The organism is Flavobacterium ginsengisoli (genome assembly GCF_029625315.1).
In the GTDB taxonomy this organism is placed as follows: domain Bacteria; phylum Bacteroidota; class Bacteroidia; order Flavobacteriales; family Flavobacteriaceae; genus Flavobacterium; species Flavobacterium ginsengisoli.
This window is the reverse complement of the sequence record NZ_CP121110.1, coordinates 3,409,853-3,426,209: the sequence shown is the minus strand read 5'-3', so window position 1 is coordinate 3,426,209 and position 16,357 is coordinate 3,409,853. Positions and strand designations below refer to the sequence as shown.

General features: G+C 33.5%; 14 protein-coding genes. 13 read left to right on the top strand and 1 reads right to left on the bottom strand.

The features are described from left to right. The first annotated feature begins 2 nt into the window (after positions 1-2). The 13 genes from rnc to P5P87_RS15875 all read left to right on the top strand — a co-directional run bounded on the left by rnc (position 3) and on the right by P5P87_RS15875 (position 14,285). On the top strand, positions 3-743 hold the full coding sequence (rnc, locus tag P5P87_RS15935) for a ribonuclease III (RefSeq protein ID WP_278019903.1): 741 nt from the start codon (positions 3-5) through the stop codon (positions 741-743). A 125-nt stretch (positions 744-868) separates the two neighbouring features. After that, positions 869-1,357: an IPExxxVDY family protein gene (locus tag P5P87_RS15930; RefSeq protein ID WP_198854955.1), complete on the top strand. Its 489-nt coding sequence runs from the start codon at positions 869-871 to the stop codon at positions 1,355-1,357. Positions 1,358-1,362: 5 nt separating this feature from the next. Then, positions 1,363-2,796, top strand: coding sequence for a pyruvate kinase (gene pyk / locus P5P87_RS15925; RefSeq protein WP_278019902.1), 1,434 nt, complete (start codon positions 1,363-1,365; stop codon positions 2,794-2,796). Between the two features lie 600 nt (positions 2,797-3,396). Then, positions 3,397-4,116, top strand: coding sequence for a sulfatase-like hydrolase/transferase (locus tag P5P87_RS15920; protein WP_278019901.1), 720 nt, complete (start codon positions 3,397-3,399; stop codon positions 4,114-4,116). An 8-nt stretch (positions 4,117-4,124) separates the two neighbouring features. Further along, positions 4,125-5,108: a sulfatase-like hydrolase/transferase gene (locus P5P87_RS15915; protein WP_278019900.1), complete on the top strand. Its 984-nt coding sequence runs from the start codon at positions 4,125-4,127 to the stop codon at positions 5,106-5,108. Positions 5,109-5,143: 35 nt separating this feature from the next. Next, a complete protein-coding gene (locus P5P87_RS15910; RefSeq protein ID WP_278019899.1) occupies positions 5,144-6,103 on the top strand; it encodes an HAD family hydrolase in 960 nt (319 codons plus the stop codon). A 123-nt stretch (positions 6,104-6,226) separates the two neighbouring features. After that, on the top strand, positions 6,227-7,030 hold the full coding sequence (locus P5P87_RS15905; protein WP_278019898.1) for a hypothetical protein: 804 nt from the start codon (positions 6,227-6,229) through the stop codon (positions 7,028-7,030). Positions 7,031-7,075: 45 nt separating this feature from the next. Continuing rightward, on the top strand, positions 7,076-8,476 hold the full coding sequence (locus P5P87_RS15900) for a DUF2252 domain-containing protein (RefSeq protein WP_278019897.1): 1,401 nt from the start codon (positions 7,076-7,078) through the stop codon (positions 8,474-8,476). 246 nt (positions 8,477-8,722) lie between these two features. Further along, positions 8,723-9,304: a DUF4136 domain-containing protein gene (locus P5P87_RS15895; RefSeq protein WP_278019896.1), complete on the top strand. Its 582-nt coding sequence runs from the start codon at positions 8,723-8,725 to the stop codon at positions 9,302-9,304. Between the two features lie 234 nt (positions 9,305-9,538). Then, on the top strand, positions 9,539-10,600 hold the full coding sequence (locus P5P87_RS15890) for a helix-turn-helix domain-containing protein (protein ID WP_278022803.1): 1,062 nt from the start codon (positions 9,539-9,541) through the stop codon (positions 10,598-10,600). A gap of 66 nt (positions 10,601-10,666) precedes the next feature. Next, complete coding sequence (locus P5P87_RS15885) at positions 10,667-11,635, top strand: SphA family protein (protein WP_278019895.1); 969 nt, start codon at positions 10,667-10,669, stop codon at positions 11,633-11,635. Positions 11,636-11,704: 69 nt separating this feature from the next. Then, positions 11,705-12,865: a BamA/TamA family outer membrane protein gene (locus tag P5P87_RS15880; protein WP_278019894.1), complete on the top strand. Its 1,161-nt coding sequence runs from the start codon at positions 11,705-11,707 to the stop codon at positions 12,863-12,865. Between the two features lie 250 nt (positions 12,866-13,115). Next, a complete protein-coding gene (locus P5P87_RS15875; RefSeq protein ID WP_278019893.1) occupies positions 13,116-14,285 on the top strand; it encodes a C1 family peptidase in 1,170 nt (389 codons plus the stop codon). A 94-nt stretch (positions 14,286-14,379) separates the two neighbouring features. Here P5P87_RS15875 and P5P87_RS15870 read toward each other — a convergent pair whose 3' ends face one another. Then, entirely contained in the window at positions 14,380-16,356 is a 1,977-nt protein-coding gene (locus P5P87_RS15870) for a DUF262 domain-containing protein (RefSeq protein WP_278019892.1), read from the bottom strand. Between the last annotated feature and the right edge of the window lies 1 nt (position 16,357).

Below are 16,357 nucleotides of genomic sequence, written 5' to 3'. Positions count from 1 at the left end.
ATATGAATATTATCAAAAAAATATTTTCTAAATCCCGTTCTCTAGAAGACGGGATTTTTTTTGACACTATTCAGAAAATTCTTGGTTTTCCGCCTACAAATGTTGATTTTTACCGAAGAGCTTTCACACATCGCTCTTCAAATAAATTAGATCAAAATGGGCATCCTATAAATTATGAACGCTTAGAGTTTTTAGGAGATGCTATGTTAAGTGCCGTGATTGTCGCACATTTATTTAATAAAGCTCCAAATGGTGACGAAGGTTATTTAACTAAAATGCGTTCGAAAATTGTGAGTCGAGAGCATTTGAACGAGTTAGGTAAAGATTTAAATTTAGTACAGTTTGTAGAGAGCAAAGTGCCAATTCAGCACTTTGGAGAAAACATTCATGGTAATATTTTTGAGTCTTTAATTGGAGCAATTTATTTAGATAAAGGCTATGCTTTTTGCGAGAAATTCATCCAAAAAAGAGTAGTAACTCCTTATGTCGATATTGCTCGATTAGAAGGTAAAGTTATTAGTTATAAAAGTCTTGTTATCGAATGGTGTCAGAAAGAAAAAAGAGTTTTTCATTATGACATTTTCGAAGATAATGGTATAGACGGCCAGCGTTTATTTGGTGTCAAATTGAGCATTGACGATAAAGTTGTCGCAAGAGCGCGTGCAACTTCAAAAAAGAAAGCAGAAGAAAAAGCATCTCAGAGAGCTTATTTTGCATTTCAAGAAAAAATTGACAAGAAATAGTCGCAAAAATGTTGTAACTATCACAAGTCTACAACGTTTTCGTTTATAATTTAACAAAACAAGCGCGTCATTACTGTTGATGCTCCGTTTAGAAATAGTATATTTACAACTTGATTTTTCAAGACATGGCTATTCATAAATTGGATTTAGACGAATTTGACGAAATTGATTATTATTTAATGGCAATTCATACTTCATTAGAAGATTATAGATTGGCTTATTTTATTAATAAAATCCTTCCGATCAACTTAAGTAAGAGCAAACACGAGATCCATGCTCAAACTAAGGAAGGTGAAGCAAATTTTTCGAGATTCTATTATTATGATGAAGAAAAGGCTGTTTCCTGGAATTTAATTCAGAATAAAAATGAAATCATTTCTGTGAGTACAAATGATTTCCAGAATTTGTTTTCTAATGAAACAAGTGAGGTTTCGACAACAATTCATTTACTTCCTGAATTTAAAAAAGTCGATTTTTTCCTGAAAATTGATAATAGCGAAGAGGCGCTTAATTTTTCAGAAATTCAACAAAAATTAAACACAATAGAAAGTATTGCGGCTATTTATGCTGTTGATACAGACAAAATAAAATCAAAAAACAATCTAATTTTTTAAAAAAAATGCTAACAAACAAGAAAACCAAAATTGTTGCTACACTTGGGCCCGCTTGTAGTACAAGAGAGATCATTAAAGATATGATCGATGCTGGGGTTAATGTGTTTAGAATCAATTTTTCGCATGCAGATTACGAAGGAGTAAAAGAAAAAATCGACATCATTAGAGGATTAAACGAAGAGTTTGGTTACACAACTGCAATCTTAGGAGATTTGCAAGGACCAAAACTTAGAGTTGGTGTAATGGAAGAAGGAACTGTTGTACATGATGGAGACGAAATTACTTTTACAACTGCAGAGGATATTATCGGAAATGCTAAAAAAGCATTTATGAAATATCAGAATTTCCCAAATGATGTAAATGTTGGAGAGCGCATTTTGCTTGATGATGGTAAACTTATTTTCGAAATTGTTTCTACAGATAAAAAAACAGAAGTTGTTGCTAAAGTTATTCAAGGTGGAGAATTAAAATCTAAAAAAGGAGTTAATCTTCCAAACACAAAAATTTCTTTACCAGCTTTAACTGAAAAAGATATTGCTGATGCGATTTTCGCAATCGAGCAAAAAGTAGATTGGATCGCACTTTCATTTGTAAAGACTCCACGCGATTTGCAAGATTTACAAGAATTAATTGCTAAACATTCAGATGTAAAAATTCCAATCATTGCTAAAATTGAAATGCCAGAAGCTCTTGAGAACATGGATAAAATTGTAGCATATTGCGATGGTTTAATGGTTGCTCGTGGAGATCTTGGTGTTGAGCTTCCTGCTCACGAAGTTCCATTGGTACAAAAAGATTTGATCAGAAGAGCTAAAACAGCTAGAATTCCTGTTATCGTTGCTACACAAATGATGGAAACAATGATTACAAGTTTAACTCCGACAAGAGCAGAAGTAAACGACGTTGCAAACTCTGTAATGGATGGTGCAGATGCTGTAATGTTATCTGGAGAAACTGCTACAGGAAACTACCCTGTACAAGTAATTCAAAGAATGGCACAAATTTGTGAAGCTGTTGAGAATTCACCACTTATCCAGGTTCCACAAAATACGCCACAAATTAAAACTAAACGTTTTGTTACTAAAACAGTTTGCCACCAAGCGACTTTATTAGCAAATGAAATTGAAGCTAAAGCAATTTGTACTTTAACAAACAGCGGTTATACAGCATTCCAAATTTCAGCTTGGAGACCATCTACAGCTCATATTTTAGTATTTACTTCAAACAGAAGAATCTTAACACAATTGAATTTATTATGGGGAGTTAAATCTTTCTACTATGATAATGAAGAAAGTACTGATGACACTGTAACAGATGTAAATCAAATTGCAATCAATAAAGGTTATGCACAAAAAGGAGATTACTTAATCAACCTTGCTGCAATGCCAATTAAAGATAGAGGAATGGTTAACACGATGAGAGTTTCTGAAATCGAGTAACATTTCTTAAGATATGTAAAAAAGTAGCTTAATTTTTTAAGCGGCTTTTTTGTTACTAAACCTTTTTTTAAAAAATTAGTTTGCTAGTTAGACTTTTTATCTTTTACTAGACATTTTATAGTGTAATATTTTGATAATCTGATAAAATTTTAGTTCAAAATGAAGATTTTTTTGTTCCATTTGACTAAAAGTTTAAAAAATATTGATGTCAAAATAGAATTCTCATGGTTATTTCTCTCTTTTTGGCACTTTTTCACCAAAGACTTAACAGCTTAATTTTCTGATGTTTTGATGTGTTTCATTTTATAAAATGAAACATTTTGGTGCAAATTAGCCAATTTTCTTGTTTCATATTATAATATGAAACAAGTTCATGCCTTATAAATTCAATAGTTCGCCCTTTTACTAGTTAAATTTGAGATACTTAAAAAAAAGTTAAAAACATTTTGTTTCAGATTTTAAAATAAAATGAATTTGAAACACATCAAAAAAATGCAACCTAAGGTTGAAAGTGTTTTTTGAAAGATTGCAATTTTCCCATTTATTTTTTTGGATTTTCAAGCTCATATCATAACAAGATCATTAACGAATTTTTTTATCATGAAACAAATCAAATTAAAATGCGGATTTTCAAATGCCTTACAGGTATTTGTGTTACTATTTTTTTCTGGGGTTTCTATTATAGCGCAAAGCAAAAAGCCAAATATTTTGGTGCTTTGGGGTGACGATATTGGAACAACTAATATAAGTGCATACAGTGATGGACTTATGGGCTACACAACTCCAAATATTGATCGTTTAGCCAATGAAGGGCTTAGATTTTTACATTATTATGGAGAACAAAGCTGTACTGCTGGTCGTGCGGCATTTTTAACCGGGCAACATGGTCTACGTACTGGTCTTACAAAAGTTGGTTTCCCAGGGGCACCAATGGGAATGAGCCAGCTAGATCCTTCAATTGGAGGAATTATGAAAAGCTTAGGATATGTAACTGGACAATTTGGTAAAAACCACGTAGGAGACCGAAATGAAAGTTTGCCAACTGTAAATGGTTTTGATGAATTCTTCGGAAATCTGTATCACTTAAATGCAGAAGAAGAGCCAGAATTGCCAGATTATCCTAAAGATCCAGAATATTTGAAAAAATTTGGACCAAGAGGGGTTTTAAAATGTACAGCAACGAATGTTGATGATCCAACTACAGATCCTCGTTTTGGAAGAGTTGGAAAGCAAAAAATTGAAGATACAGGGGCGCTTACTAAAAAAAGAATGGAAACTGTTGATGATGAAACTTCTGCTGCAGACAATCGACTTTATTAAGAGACAAAATGCTTGCAGGAAAACCATTTTTCTGCTGGTTCAATGCTACTCGTATGCACCTTCGTACACACGTAAGAGCAGAACACAGAGGAAGATATACGCATGGAGACAGTGAGTATATTGACGGTATGATTGAACACGATGAAACTATTGGAAGCATTTTAAAAGCATTAGACGATTTAGGAATAGCTGACAATACAATTGTAGTGTATTCTACAGATAATGGCCCTCACATGAATACTTGGCCTGATGGAGCGATGACACCTTTCCGTTCAGAAAAAAATACTAACTGGGATGGAGCTTTCCGTGTACCATGTATTGTACGTTGGCCAGGACATATTAAAGCTGGAACTGTAACTACTGAATTGATGAGCCATAATGATTGGATTCCTACATTCGCTTCAATTGCAGGTGAACCAGATATCGTAAATAAACTTTTAAAAGGTTATAGCGCAAATGGTAAAACTTATAAAGTGCATTTAGATGGTTATGACCAAAGTAAATTTTTAGAAGGCAAAACAGCAAAAAGTGCAAGAGATAAATTCTTTTATACAGATGATGATGGTTTATTGGTAGGATTAAGAGAAGGAGATTATAAGTATGTTTTTGCAGAACAGCGTTTAGGCGGAACAATGGGTGTTTGGGCAGAACCATTTACTAAACTTCGTTTACAAAAGATCTTCAATTTGTATCAAGATCCATTTGAAAGAGCAGATATAACATCTAATACTTTTTGGGATTGGCAAATGAATCACGTGCAGTTAATGTATGGAGCAATACAAGATGTTGTGGTTTTCGCAGAAACATTTAAAGAGTATCCTCCAAGATCAATTCCGCCAAGTTTCTCTGCTTATACTATTATGGAAGAAGCAATGAAAGATATCAAAGCTCAAAAATATGTAGAGAAAAATGTTTTACCTAAGTTAAAAGAAGAAGAAGAGGCAGACTTCAAAAAAGAAAAAATAAATAATCTTAAAAGAGATTCAGATTGAAAAAATCTGAATCTCTTTTATAAAATAAAAGTATCATGAAAAAAAGAATATTTATTTTATCTCTTGTCACTTTATTTTTAGTTTCTTGTAAAAAATCAGAACCTGCAACATCTACGGCAGAAAGCAAGCAGACACAAACAGAGGCAAATGGAGATCCTTTACCAAGCTGGAATGACGGAGCTTTAAAGAAAGATATAATCGCTTATGTTGAAAAAGTAACCAAAGAAGGAAGTCCAGACTTTATTCCAACAGAAAGTAGAATTGCCACTTTTGATAATGACGGAACACTTTGGGCCGAAAAGCCTTATGTTCAGGAATTATTTGCTTTTTATCGAGTAAAAAAAATGGTAGAAGCCAAACCTGAATTGGCGCAAAAACAACCTTTTAAGGCAGTTATAGAAAAAGATAAAACCTTTTTTGAAAAAGGAGGCGATAAAGCACTTATAGAATTGGTTGCTGCAACTCATACAGGAATGAATGAAGATGAATTTGAAACTTCGGTGAATGACTTTTTTAAAAGTGCGCAATATCCAGGTAAAAATATTCCAGTCAAACAAATACGTTATCAGCCGCAATTAGAACTGCTGAATTATCTCCGTGCCAACGGGTTTAAAACCTATATCGTTACTGGTGGAACAATAGAAGTGGTACGAGCAATATCTCAAGATTTTTACGGAATTCCAAAAGACCAAGTGGTAGGAACTTCTTTCAAATATAAATATGATGCGACTAAAAATGCGGTACAACGAGAAGCGGCTTTAGACCATTTTAATGATAAAGAAGGAAAACCAGTTGGCATTCAATTGCACATTGGACAGCGACCTGTTTTTGCTTGTGGTAATGAAGGCGGAGCAGGAGATATTGCAATGCTAACTTATTCGCAGGGAAATAAATATCCATCTTTTCAATTACTCGTAAATCACAATGATTCAATAAGAGAGTATAAATATCAGGAGAAAGATAATGCTTCATTAAATGCGATATGCAAAAAATAAATGGCATGTTGTGGATATGCAGAAAGACTGGAAAAAAGTTTTCGCAGAGTAAGAAAAAAAGAATTGTTTGCAGATTAAAGGGGCAAAGAGTTGAAGTTTTTTAATTAATAAGTTTTAAGCCGTATGAAAAATTCTTTTCTAGCAATATTGTCGCTATTTGTCACTTTTACAATTTCAGCTCAAGAAGAACCGGCAAAAGCGGGAAACAGTGCACAGGAATTAGCAGATAAAATGGCAAATCCCGTGGCAAGTTTAATTAGTGTTCCGTTGCAAAATAATCTTACTTACGGAATTGGCGCTTATAATGGATCAAAATATCAGATCAATATACAGCCTGTTGTTCCATTCAAGTTAAGTGAGAATTTAAACTTAATTACTCGTTATATTCTTCCAGTTGTAGATCAGCAGGATGTAACGGGAGAAAACACACACGAGTTTGGTTTAAGTGATGCCACCGTAACCGCATTTTTTGCTCCCAAAACAAAAGGAATCATCTTAGGAGTTGGTCCTGCTTTTTTAGTGCCAACCGCTACAGACAAACTTTTAGGAACAGAAAAATTCGGAATTGGACCAAGCGTTTTAGTTATGCATCAAGGAAAAGGACTTTCTATTGGTTTTTTGGCCAATCAAATTTGGTCTGTTGCAGGAAATGCAGATAGAGCAGATTTCAATCAGTTTTACACGCAAATATTCTTAACGCATAGTTATAAGAGCGGTGCAAGTTTAGGAATCACTTCAGAGATCACACAAAACTGGGAAGGAAATACAACTCTTATTACCGTTAGTCCAAATGTTGGTGCAATTACAAAATTAGGAGGTCAGACGATGCAATTTGCCGTTATGCCTCTAATTCCTGTTGTTGGACATTCAAACATAAGACCAGATTGGGGATTAAGAGCGGTTGTAGCATTTATATTTCCACAATAATAAAACCGTTTTAAGAAGGTCTTTTTAATTTTATTTATCGGAATTATGGAAGAAGATTCAAAACATACAGCCAAAACCCCATTTAACCCGATAGCATCAAAGGCAGAACGTTATGAAAAAGGAGTTTCGATTAGAAAGAAAATTCCTTTGGAGAAGCATCAGGAATGGAATTCTTTTAAAAATCGAAAAGATCCAGTAGATATTTTAATCAAAACCAGTGAAGGAAGAGTTGAAAGTCTAGTGCCAATTCGGTATAGCAGAATGATGGAATCACCTTTTGCATTTTACAGAGGAGCAGCGGCAATTATGGTCGCCGACTTAGCGCATACTCCAATATCGGGAATAAATCTACAGCTTTGCGGCGATTGCCATTTAATGAATTTTGGAGGTTTTGCTACTCCCGAACGTAAATTGGTTTTTGATATAAATGATTTTGACGAAACGTTTCCTGGACCATGGGAATGGGATATAAAACGACTGGCAGCAAGTTTTGTTATTGCAGGAAGATGGCGAAAATTTTCTAATAAAAATTGCAAAGAATTTGCTTGGCATGTTGCTGATAGTTACAAACGGCATATGTTGGATTACAGTAAATTATCTGCCCTTCAAATTTGGTATGCTGATATTGATCTGGCAGAAATGATTGAATTAGGCCATGATAAAGAACAGAAAGAGTTTGACCAGAAGAGAATAAAAAAAGCATCAGAATATACAGCTCACGAAAAAGAATTTGCAAAGATGACTTATTTTGACGGAGCCAGAGCACGAATAAAAGATGATCCACCGTTGATATTTCACCCAAGTGGAGATCTTGAAAAACAAGTTGCTAAAGAAGGTGAAATTATCCATAAAAGATACATAGAATCTCTTTCAGAAGAGAAGCAGATTTTATTAAGCAGATATAAGCTTCATGATATTGTCATTAAGGTCGTGGGTGTAGGAAGCGTTGGAACTCTTTGCGGAATTAGTTTGCTAATGTCTGCTACAGGCGAACCTATTTTTTTACAGTTTAAAGAAGCCAGAAAAAGTGTGATAGAAGAAAATGTAAAAGTTAAAAGCAAATACACTCATCAGGGCGAACGTATTGTAATGGGACAAAAGCTGATGCAGTCTGCATCTGATATGTTTTTGGGTTGGACAAACGACAGTAAGGACAGATTTTTCTATATAAGACAACTTAGAGATGCTAAAATAAAACCGGTTTTAGAAGTTATGAAACCCAAAAATCTGGCAGATTATGCCAAAGCTTGCGGATGGGCGCTTGCAAGAGCACATGCACGCTCAGGAGATCCTTCAATGATTTCGGGTTATATTGGAGATACAGATAAATTTGCCGACGCCATTTCAGAATTTTCAGTTTTATATGCTGATCAGAACGAATCGGATTACAATAAAATGTTAGAAGCAATAAAACACGGTAAACTGCCAATAGCATCCGAAATTTAGGGTATAGTTATGCAAAGTTAAATAGACAAAAAAATCAAACAAGAGTAAAGTAAGATTTTATTTATTTAATACTGTTAATTAAATAAAATGATTTATCTTTGATAGTGATCTAAGTAATTGTTTAGTAAGTACTTGTGGTGCTTTGACGATTCTTTGGATGTTTTTGCCCCCTTCGTTCAAGATTTTTATGATTTTAATACATTCGAGTTAAACTGATTTAATTATTAATTTAATAAATACCAAAACATGAATATTAAAAGAACAAGTCTTCGTATAATCCCAATTTTATTTTTGGGTTTGTTTTACAGCTGCTCTCCAACTGTAAAAGTTACAACTGATTATGATCATGCGGCGAACTTTAGCGAATACAAAACTTTTGCAGTTTATGACTTAAAAGCACAGCAAGGCCAAGTAAATCAGTTAAATGTTGATCGTGTTGCAAAAGCAATCCGAAACGAAATGCTCGCAAAAGGCTTTACAGAATCGAGTAATCCAGATTTAAAAGTAAATGCTGTTTCTATTTTAAAAAACAAAACTCAAGTCACAGCCGATAGTAATTTTTATGGCTATGGCGGAATGTATCGTCCATACGGATATTGGGGTGGCGGTGCTATGATGGGTGGCAGTACTACAACATTTAATTCTTATGATTATGTTGATGGATCATTAATTATCGATATCGTATCTGCAAAAACAGACAAATTGGTTTGGCAAGGAATCGGAAATGCTGAAATTGACAGCAAACCAGATAATCCAGAACAATTCATCAACGATGCAATTAAAAAAATACTAGCTGATTTTCCTCCGGAACAGTTAAAAAATAATTAAAACAGAAATAAATATTGTACTTGCCAAGCTTCGGCAAGTACAATTTTATACTACACGCCCCTTCTCGCATTCTATTTTTAAGATTTTAAGAAAACCATTCACTAATTAAGCTTAAAAAAATGATCGATATATTACTCTCACTTTTCTTTTTTCGTAGCCACAATTGCAGGTCTGGCAACTTCAATTATGGTTTTATTTTCCAGAAAAAACTATTCAAAGAGTTTCTTTTTGGGAATGTTTTTATTGAGTCTTGCGGTAGTAAGTATCTACAATTTTTATTTGTCGGCCAACTTATTTAAAGATTTTCCAGATCTATTTACCATTACAAAAGCGTTTATATTTTTAACCGCTCCTTGCTCATTTTTGTACGTTAGAAACATTTTATCATTAAATAAAAGTTTCAGAAAATACGATTGGTTGCATTTTGTGCCATTTGGCATTTATTTCTTTTTAACGCTGGTTGTTTATGTTGGAAGTTATACTAATATAAAAGCGGTTCATTATATTGCAGGATTAATCAAAAATCCATTTTCTGTTTTAACACTGACGATTTGGCTTTTCTATGTCTTTTTTCAAACCATGTTGGTTTTAAACTATGATCTGAAAAAATTTGCAGGAAACCAATTTCATCATATTAAAGTAATTAACTGGATTAGAGTATACAATCTCATGATTTTGGTTTTATTTTCGGCACTTTTTGTTCATCATTTTTTATTGCAAAAAGTAGAGCCAACAGATCTTTCGTGTTATATTCTTCTTTCTTCTGTATTGTTTTTTACCGTTGGTTGGCTTTATTTCAAACCGCAAATTTTTCATGACGAAGAAGAAACATTCGATTTTGTTGTCGACAATACATTAGTCGTAAAAGCAAAAGAAACAAAAAGTACGCTTCCAATTGCCAACGAACTTACTCTTGAAAAAAGAGAAGAATACCTTATAAAACTAGACTATGAATTAAACTCTAAAAGTTTATTCTTAAAAAAGGATTTTGTAATAAGAGATTTGGCTGAAGAAACAGGAATATCTGTACACCATTTGTCCAATTTAATTAATTCTGAATTCGGACTTCATTTTCAGGATTATGTAAATCTTAAAAGGATTGAATATTTTAAAGAGAAAATAAACGATCCAGAATGGAAAGATTTATCCTTAGAAGGCATGGCTTGGGGTTCTGGTTTTAAATCTCGAACAACTTGTTTCAGGGCATTTATAAAACACACCGGAAAATCTCCTTCAGAATACTTTAAAACGATTCGTATAAATCCAGATCGTTCAGAAGTTTATTATTTCAAATAAAGTTTTCTCCAATAATAATTATTTGATGCCTGTTACCAAGCTGGAATCCATTCAAAATATTTCATTATGAAGGCAAAAATTAGTAATCCGAAAAAACTAGCGCAATCGGTTTTAACAGCAACATTGCTATTGATTGCTTTTTGTGGTAATGCCCAGTTAAAAGGCGGACATATTTTGGGGTCAATGGGGCTTCAATCGGGAACTCAATCACCAGAAAACACACTCAGTGTATATATTCCAGGTTATATTTATAGCGCATCTTCTTTAAGAGATTCTAACGGAGACAAAGTTGGAAATCCAGATCTTACCATGTTTATAACAGGTATTGGAGCTAATTATGTAAGCGATTTTAAAATTTTGGGAGCCAATTATGGAGCCACAATTCTGATAGCTGGCGCTTCTAACACAATTCAAGGAAGTTACATCGATTCTAAAAGCGATTTTGCTTTTACAGATATGTACATACAACCCATTCAGTTAGGCTGGCATAACAAAAGAGCCGATTTTGTATTTGGTTACCAATTGTATTTGCCCACTGGTAAATATGAACTTGGCGGAAGCAACAATAGCGGTTTAGGAATGTTTATGAACGAATTCTCTGCAGGAACTACATTGTTTTTTAATGATAAGAAAACATTTCATTTTTCGGCTTTAGCCTCTTATGAAATCAACGGAAAAAAGAAAGACACCGATATAAAAACAGGAGATATTTTAAGCATTGAAGGAGGTTTAGGAAAAACCTTTTATTGCATGAATGCCGAAAAAACTGCTCCAAAAGGCATACTCAATGCGGGTTTAATTTACTATCTGCAATACAAAGTTTCTGAAGACAAGATTCCAGTAGGAAGCATTCTTGTTATTGAACCAGACAAAGATAAAGTTGCAGGACTTGGCGCAGAGATTAATTATCTGCACATTGGCTGTATGACATCGGCAGGTTTTAGATGGGTTGGAGAAGTCAATGCCGAAAATAGATTTCAAGGAAATACCTTTTTTATTACGTTGGCACATGTTTTCAGTTTCAAGAAAAAATAATTTCTTAATTAAGAATTTCGGGTTTTGTAGATGAGGTGAAATTTTAAATATAAACGATAAAAATCTTATATGAAAAACAAAAAACCGACACAAAAAAGCATTCTATTTTTGGTTTGGATTATCTTATCGTTTAATGTTTTAAGCGCGCAAAAACACCAAGTAGTTTTTAAAGATTCTCTAGATGGAGCTTTCGATTTGAGTGATTTTCTTATCTATGCCAACGGATTCTTAGTTGTGCCTACCATTGTTACAGAACCTGCGCTGGGAGGATTTGGAGGTGCAGTCGCACCGGTTTTCTTAAAAAAACGTCCGCCTGTTATTGAAGAAGACGGAACCAAACGCCTCGTAAATCCAGATATAACAGGAGGAATAGGAATGTACACTGCAAATAAAAGCTGGTTGGCAGGTGCTTTTCGTTCTGCAACATTGGTAAAATCTAAAATATTGTATCGTGGTTTTGCCGCTTATGGCGATATGAATTTATCATTTTACGCCAATAATCTTCCCAATCATAATGACGAAGAATTTAAACTCAACTTTAAATCAACTATTTTTTATACGCAATGGCTCAAACAGTTTAAAAATGCAAAATGGAGTGCAGGACCACAATATCTATTTTTAAACTCCAAGATAAACCTGCCCGATTTTAATCTTCCGCCGCCATTTGTAGACCCTAAAGACATTAAAAGCACCATAAGCCAGCTGGGACTTGCGCTTCAGTTTGACGGACGTGACAATATATTTACACCAGATAAAGGAGTAAGAATTCAGTCCGATTTTTTCTGGTCAGACAAGGCAATTGGCAGCGATTACCAGGCCTGGCGAATAAATTTATCGGCAATAGGATATTATCCGTTGGCGAAAACCTTAATTGGTGGGCTCAGGATTGAAGGAGAACAGGCGTTGGGGAGTCCGCCTTTTTATTTACAGCCAGGAATTAATATGCGAGGAATTCCCGCTGCCCGTTATATGGGAAAAACCAGTATTGTATCTGAACTCGAGTTTAGATGGGATTTGTACCGAAGATGGAGCCTTATGGGCTATGGAGGTCTCGCAAGCGCCTTTAACGATTGGGATCAGGCTTTTGCAAAACCTGTCGTTTACAGCTACGGAAGCGGTTTTAGATACCTAATTGCCAGAAAATTTAAACTCCGAATGGGAATAGACGTTGCCAAAGGACCAGAAGATTGGGCATACTATATCGTTTTTGGAAGCAACTGGATGCGATAAATTTTCAAGCAAAAAAACTTGTAAGAAGTTAATTTATAAAATACTACACACAAAAAGCCTCAATAATGCGTTATAGAGGCTTTTTGTATTAAATAACTTAATAATTTATGCCGTTAAGAAAATATTAACAATTTAAGATTACACAAATTGTATAATATTTAATTGTTTTGTAACAAATTGGAAACATTGAAGACTAATTTTGTTAAATCTTAAACATAAATTATGAATACATTTTCATTCAAATCAGTGTTTGTCTGCTTCAGTATTTTTGGCTGGAACTGCAGGCTGCTTTGCGCAAGACATTTTAGTAAATTCACTTAAACTAAATGCAAGCGACAAAAGTAAAGAAAACTTCAAATTCACAGAAGTAATTAACCTAGGTACAACATCTGTAAAATCTCAAGGATCATCTGGAACTTGCTGGAGCTACTCAACAAACTCATTCTTAGAGTCAGAAATGATTCGTTTAGGAAAACAGCCAGTTGAGCTATCTCAAATTTATTCTGCAAGAAACGTATATGTAGAAAAAGGAGTAAACTATGTTCGTATGCACGGAGCAATTACGCTTGGAGACGGAGGAGCTCTTCACGATGTAATTAATATGTATAAAAAATACGGAACTGTACCTAGAGAAGTTTACACAGGATTAAACTACGGAACAGACAAAAACAAATTTGCTGAAATGGGCGCTCTTATGGAAGGTGTTCTAACAGCAGTGGTAAAAAACCCGAACGGAGAATTGACTCCAAACTGGCAAAAAGCCTATGCAGCAGTTATTGATTCTTACTTAGGAAAAGTGCCAGATAACTTTACTTACAAAGGAAAAAACTACACGCCACAATCTTTTGCTAAAGAAGTAGTAGGAATTAACCCAGATGATTATGTAGAAATGTCATCTTTTACAAATGCGCCTTACTACCAAAAAACAACTATGATGGTGCCAGACAACTGGTCATTGGATCAAGTTTACAATGTAAAATTGAACGATATGACAGACGTTATCGACAATGCACTTAAAAAAGGATACACTGTAGCTTGGGCAACAGATGTGAGCGAGAAAAGCTTTAGCTGGAAAAACGGTGTAGCTTATGTAGCATCTAAAAAATTCGACGACATGACGGCTGAAGAAAAAGCAGACATGTTTAACGGACCAAAAGCAGAACCAGAAATTACTCCAGAAATGCGTCAGGCTGCGTTTGATAACTATACTACAACAGACGACCACGGAATGCACATTATTGGTCTTGCAAAAGATCAAACTGGAAAAGAATACTACATAGTAAAAAATTCTTGGGGAGAAACAAACGACTACAAAGGTTTCTTGTTTGTAACTAAGAACTTCGTAAAATATAAAACTACTGCATTACTAGTAAACAAAGGAGGAATTCCTGCTGAAATTGCTAAGAAATTAGGGGTTTAATTAACCTTAGAGTTTTATAGAAAATAGAAAAGCGCCGTAATCTTTGGATTGCGGCGCTTTTTTTAAGTGATAGTGTCTAAGATTATAAACAATATTATTCTATTTTAAGGCAACCATTGGAATCTCTTGGCCTTTTACTTTTTAATAGATAGCAACAGCTTTCATCCTCAGGAATGGCAATATAATTTGATTTACTTTCATTATCTAATAAAGTAGAATCTTTAATTAATCTAGTTTTCCATTTTGGAAAGTCTACGGGAGGATTAAAGTTTTCAGCGATATCTTTTAAATTGTTTGACGATAATTCAAGTATTAATTTTTTAAAATAATCTCTATAATCTGAATAAATTAAATATTCCATTTCACGAAATCTATCAATTAAACATCTCTTATTGCTGCTTATTACATTCCAAAAGGACCACCAATATCCATAGAAATCATATCTTCCATTAACCTCTATAGTTAAAAGTGCTCTTCTAAGATCATTTGAAACTTCTTGTTCTTCCTTAAAGTGTTTATTTATAACTATTTGTAATTTATCAAATAATTTATCGTCAAAATTGTTTGAAGTCTCATAATCGATACAATGTAACATAAAGTTAATTCGCCCTCTAAGTAGATCAGTATCTTCAACGCTCCAAATTAATTTCTTTCTATTTGGATTTTCTTGAATTAGTCTTGCTTTTAGTCTTTCTTCTTCAATTTGCTCTTTGGCAAAAGTTGATTTTAGATTTTCAATTGATGCTAAATGTATATATATATCGGCGCAACCAGCAGATAATTCAGATATTAAATTAACAACCCCATCAAAAGTTTGTGGACTTCTAACAATATCTGGTCTTTTTCCGCTTTTTTCGATATCTCCTCTTGATACGATATTTCTAACAACTCGCATCCATTCATTGTATTTGTCAAGATTATATTCTTGCGTATTTCGGAAATATTCTGTTTGCGCAAAAAATAATGCTTTCTGAGTATATGAAGCCCCACTTTCAGAAAATACAACTTCATGTAAAAAATCTTGTCCTGGAGTGTGCCTCCAAAATGGTATATCTAGTTTGAGGGATTTTATTACTGAATATTTTTCGCTGTAGAGATTTAGGCATTCAACAAGATAGTTAAAGTCTGCAATAGTAAAATTTTTTGGTTTGACATTATTCGAATCTTCTTGTAATTTAGTTATAACTGTAATTCTGTCTTCGCTTCTGTTATTACGCTCAACAGAATTTCTAATCATAGAAATAGTCGATATTAACTTTATAAAAGAATCATCTATATTATTATTTTTTCTAAAATGATGCCAAAAGAAGTCAGTCCAAATTGTATCTATACGGCATGCGAAAGTATTCTTAAACTCTATATTATTTTCCCATTTAGCATCTATGATCGTTTTTTGAAATCCGGCCTTAAAATTTTCAAAAGGAGTCAATAGTTTGCCTCTTGCATTCATTTTAATATAAAGATCATCAGTCAAACCAATATTTTTTAACTCAACATTATAAAATCTAATTATACCTTTTTCAGTTGAAATAAGTTTATCCCATAAATTGTCAATTTTATAAAATCTTTGATGAATATCATCAATTGTTCGAAGCATAGCATCAATTGTAGGATCATTTCTCCAAGTTAAAAAAAACCAAGGACAATCTACAATTTTTTTGCTAATAGCAATTTCTTCTACAATATTAATGTTGTTAGAAACCAAAGCATTGCAAAAATCTCGAGATGTAATTCTTGTTTCATAGCTAAAGTTTTTCAGGATATTATTTTGGTCAGTTTTATTTTCTTTAGTAAATGCATACCAATGTAATAAAAACAGGGTTGTTAGTCTTTGTTGTCCATCAAGTGGTTGAAAAGTATTATCTACATTGCTCCCATAAATAAAATCTAACATTATGGGTTTTTCTTCATTAAGACTATCATATAATGCATTTAGAAAATTTCCCCTGATTTCTTTTTTATCTATTCTTCCTTGTGCATAATCTCTCTGAATAATTGGAATTTCTACACTCTTATTATTTAGTAATTCGAAGAAACTTAAAACAGTTCCCTTGTATTTATTTTCGGTCATA

What these genes read in the sequence shown, in the direction of transcription:
- rnc (WP_278019903.1), top strand. Translation starts at nt 3, where the DNA reads ATGAATATTATCAAAAAAATATTTTCTAAATCCCGTTCTCTAGAAGAC.
- P5P87_RS15930 (WP_198854955.1), top strand. Translation starts at nt 869, where the DNA reads ATGGCTATTCATAAATTGGATTTAGACGAATTTGACGAAATTGATTAT.
- pyk (WP_278019902.1), top strand. Translation starts at nt 1,363, where the DNA reads ATGCTAACAAACAAGAAAACCAAAATTGTTGCTACACTTGGGCCCGCT.
- P5P87_RS15920 (WP_278019901.1), top strand. Translation starts at nt 3,397, where the DNA reads ATGAAACAAATCAAATTAAAATGCGGATTTTCAAATGCCTTACAGGTA.
- P5P87_RS15915 (WP_278019900.1), top strand. Translation starts at nt 4,125, where the DNA reads ATGCTTGCAGGAAAACCATTTTTCTGCTGGTTCAATGCTACTCGTATG.
- P5P87_RS15910 (WP_278019899.1), top strand. Translation starts at nt 5,144, where the DNA reads ATGAAAAAAAGAATATTTATTTTATCTCTTGTCACTTTATTTTTAGTT.
- P5P87_RS15905 (WP_278019898.1), top strand. Translation starts at nt 6,227, where the DNA reads ATGAAAAATTCTTTTCTAGCAATATTGTCGCTATTTGTCACTTTTACA.
- P5P87_RS15900 (WP_278019897.1), top strand. Translation starts at nt 7,076, where the DNA reads ATGGAAGAAGATTCAAAACATACAGCCAAAACCCCATTTAACCCGATA.
- P5P87_RS15895 (WP_278019896.1), top strand. Translation starts at nt 8,723, where the DNA reads ATGAATATTAAAAGAACAAGTCTTCGTATAATCCCAATTTTATTTTTG.
- P5P87_RS15890 (WP_278022803.1), top strand. Translation starts at nt 9,539, where the DNA reads ATGTTTTTATTGAGTCTTGCGGTAGTAAGTATCTACAATTTTTATTTG.
- P5P87_RS15885 (WP_278019895.1), top strand. Translation starts at nt 10,667, where the DNA reads ATGAAGGCAAAAATTAGTAATCCGAAAAAACTAGCGCAATCGGTTTTA.
- P5P87_RS15880 (WP_278019894.1), top strand. Translation starts at nt 11,705, where the DNA reads ATGAAAAACAAAAAACCGACACAAAAAAGCATTCTATTTTTGGTTTGG.
- P5P87_RS15870 (WP_278019892.1), bottom strand. Translation starts at nt 16,356, where the DNA reads ATGACCGAAAATAAATACAAGGGAACTGTTTTAAGTTTCTTCGAATTA.